We start from the raw sequence: 3,513 nt of genomic DNA, 5'->3' as shown, positions 1-3,513 counted from the left end.
CGTAAAAGCCTTCAACAACGAATTTTCTCTCATAGCGCTGCCTCCTTATTCATGGACCAACATAGAACCATGCAATAGAATATGAATGACATTCTCCAAGACACTGCTCCTCCCTTTTTTGTGTGAAGGGAAGAGGAGCGGCTGCAAGTCTCCACATGCCTTCCTTGATGGCTGCAAAACCCTCCTTTCCTATATAAGATAAGGGAGAGTAGGTCCCATCGTTGAAGAATAATAAAAGTCATGAGAGATAGATTCGAAACTTTTCATTCCGGATAAAATCCCAGATCCAGTAAAAAACAAAACAGAGGAAAATGATATAAAACAGAGTGCAGAGCATAGGTCCATCCGCAAAAATAAAACTTTTTGGGTCAAAAGGCCAGCAAATAAGCACCCAAAGAAGATATAAAAAGACGGATATAAGAAGCCAGAACAGCTCTTCGATAGATCCCGGGATCGAAGGCGGGGTGCAGATCAGAATACAGACCCAAAATAAAAGGTAAGTGAAGAGAAGCTTTTTCAGAAAGCCACGCAGCAACCTTTGTTTTTTCTCAGAAGGAGACAGAGAAATCCGTTGACGGAATTTAATTTCCGGAGGGATATCCTGCAAACTCTCGAGTGAAATTCTCTCTTTTACAATTCCTTCTTCCGAAAGTTCAGAGGGAGATAGGAAGCTACGTGAATCCCACTGGTAGCTATGGATGAAGTCCCAAATCCAATAAAAAAGAAGGCCAAAGCAAATTGTATAGTATACTAGCGGATATCCCGAAAGGGAAGGCAGATATTGTGGAAAAAAGGGAAGAAGAAGAACAAGAATAAACAGGAAGGGGATAATGATGGAAATCTCAGGCAGGCGAATAAGCGATCTCGGAACAAACTGAGGGTATGCAATGAAAGCATAGACCCAAAACAGAAGGTAAAGAAAAAGAAGCCTTTTCAAAAATCCACAGAAAAGTCTCTGTCTCCCCACAGGAGAAGCGAGGAGTGTTTTTAGAAAGGACAAAGCCCTATGATAAAAGTCCATGAAAACCTTGAACAGCAGATTGTCTTTCATATCACTGCCTCCTTATTCGTGAACTAGCATGGAGCCGTGCTGTAAAATATGGATGATTTTGTCTAGGATACCGACTCCTCCAACACACTGTGAATGATATTATCCAGAATGTTGACTCTTCTCTTTTTTATGTAATATAAGGAAAGAGAAGCATCTGCAAAGCTCCACATGTCTTCCCCGATAGCTGCAAAAACGCTCCTTTGCCATATAAGGGTGAATAGGTCCCATCGTTAAAAAACAATAAGAGTCAGGGGAGATAGGTCCGAAACTTTCCATCCCGGATAAAAACCCAGATCCAATATGAAACAAGACAGAGGAAAATGATATAAAACAGGCCGCAGAACATAGGTGGGCCACTCATGAAAATAAAGCCTTCCGGCTCAAAAGGCCAGACAAGAAGCAGCATGATAAAATAAACAAAGGTAGTTATAAGGAGACTGAACAGTCCTCCGATCGATCCCGGAATCGAAGGCGGAGAGAAAATCAGCACATAAATCAAGAATGCAAGATAAGCATAAAATAGTCTTTTCCAGAAGCCTCGCAGGAGCCTTTTCTTTTTTTCCGAGGGCGGCAGAGGAACTCTCTGACATGGTTCATCCTCCGGAGAAATGCTGTCCAGAATTTCGAATAAGGTTTTCTCCCTTTCCGGCTCCTCTTCTGGCCCCACGAAAGAGGACAGGGAACCGTACGGATCGCTCCAATATCTCCAGGTAAAACTGCCGATCCAGTAAAGGAGGAAGCCGATAAGGATAAGATAGTATATCAGAAGGGCAGGAGAAATAGAGGATAGGTAAGGAGGGTAAAGAGGCAGCATAAGGATCAGGGGAAAGAGACAGGAAAAAATAAGGGAGATCTCAGGCAAGTGGGCAAGCGATCTCGGGACAAACTCAGGGTATGCAATAAAAGCATAAACCCAGAACAGGAGATAAAGGATAAGAAGCCGTTTCAGGAATCCATAGAGAAGTTTCCGTCTCCCCTTGGGATAGCATAAAAAGGGATTCAGAAAGGCTCTGATCTTTGAAAGAAGAACCCTCACTACCTTAAAGAGGGTTTTCATCTGAATGACGACCTTCTCCAGAATGCCTGAAATGTCCAGCTGACCGTGAGATCTACGTCCACACAATTTCCGACGGAAATCCCAGATCCAGAAGCAGATAAGAATAGCGAGAACGGGATAGAAGAAAATAGGGAAATCACCAACGAGAAAGGCCGAATCGGGTTGAAAAGGAAAAAGAAACGTCAAAGGGAACAGTAGGAATCCGATCAGAAACAGATTAATAAAATCAGAGAAAGATTTCGGAAGCATATTCGGATAGCGAATCAGGATACAGATCCAGAAAATGAGATATACAAAAAGAAGCTTCTTCAGAAAGCTAAGTAATAAGCTTCGACTTACTGTTCTGGAAGAGGAAGGGATCTTTGGAAAGGCCTTACAATTCCTTGTGGATTTCCGTGGAACTTCAGATAAGTTCCGTTTCCTCGAAATATTTCGAAAAATATTTCTGGACCAGTGAAGTATAAGACGAATGAAGAGGACATAGTATACCGTCGGGAAATCCCTGATTGGATCGATATACTTCGGAAAAAGAGGAGAAAAAAGTGTGACTAAAAAGCAGAAAGGGAGCATAATAAAAAGAGAGATAAGTTCATTGAATGAACGCGGAAGAGCAAAGAAACCGGCGAATATAGAATAGGCGACAAAAATAAGAAAGAGGAAAAAGAGCTTTTTCAGGAAGCCAACTATAAGTCCCTGCCCTTCATCGTCACATTTTTCAGCACTGGAATAGGAATGAATAAAACTGCGGAAGCCCTGATTATTCTTTTGTAAGAGCTCTTGAATACCGTAAAGACTAAAACCGATAAAGATGGCATGAAATAAGAAAGGATCAAGACCGATATAGATGTCTTGCTTCGCTTTGATTGGTGAAAGAATCACAGTGATAAAGAGTTTGGATACCAACTTAAAAAGGCGGATAAAATCATCAAATGTTCCGGGCAGCATGGGCGATTCATAAACCAGAATATGGGGCCAGAAAGAAAGATAAGTGAAAAGAACGCCTTTCAAGAAGATAAGCAGGATCCTCCATCTTCCCGCAGGAGAAGAAATGAGTGACTTCAGAGAATGCAAATCTTTATATAAAAACTCGCATAAATTATTAAACAGATTTCTCCTCATTATATGCGTCTCCTCATTCATGGACCAGCATAGAGCCATGCAATAAGATATGGGTGATATTCTCCAAGACACTGACTCCTCCCTTTTTTGTGCGAAGGGAAGAGGAGCGGCTGCAAGTCTCCACATGCCTTCCTTGATACCTGCCCCCCTTCCCATATAAGGGAGAGTAGGTCCCATCGTTGAAGAATAATAAAAGTCATGAGAGATAGATTCGAAACTTTCCATTCCGGATGAAATCCCAGATCCAGTAAAAAACAAGGCAGAGGAAAATGACATAAAACAAGGC

The 3,513-nt window shown here is 41.8% G+C and carries 2 protein-coding genes; both read right to left on the bottom strand.

All coding sequences use genetic code 11. The annotated features are described in order from the left end of the window. Nucleotides 1-238: 238 nt before the first annotated feature. Complete coding sequence (locus tag HMPREF1986_RS13225) at nucleotides 239-1,051, bottom strand: hypothetical protein (RefSeq protein WP_021775210.1); 813 nt, start codon at nucleotides 1,049-1,051, stop codon at nucleotides 239-241. Nucleotides 1,052-1,298: 247 nt separating this feature from the next. Further along, nucleotides 1,299-3,227 carry a hypothetical protein gene (locus tag HMPREF1986_RS12375; protein ID WP_036600690.1) on the bottom strand — a complete coding sequence of 643 codons (1,929 nt, stop codon included), beginning with the start codon at nucleotides 3,225-3,227 and terminating at the stop codon, nucleotides 1,299-1,301. Nucleotides 3,228-3,513: the final 286 nt, after the last annotated feature.

Source organism: Oribacterium sp. oral taxon 078 str. F0263 (genome assembly GCF_000469565.1).
Lineage (GTDB): Bacteria > Bacillota > Clostridia > Lachnospirales > Lachnospiraceae > Oribacterium.
The sequence above is the reverse complement of the archived record's forward strand: the minus strand, read 5'-3'. Positions and strand labels throughout refer to the sequence as shown.

Coding starts and splice junctions, on each gene's coding strand:
- HMPREF1986_RS13225 (WP_021775210.1), bottom strand. CDS start 1,051: ATGAAAGACAATCTGCTGTTCAAGGTTTTCATGGACTTTTATCATAGG.
- HMPREF1986_RS12375 (WP_036600690.1), bottom strand. CDS start 3,227: ATGAGGAGAAATCTGTTTAATAATTTATGCGAGTTTTTATATAAAGAT.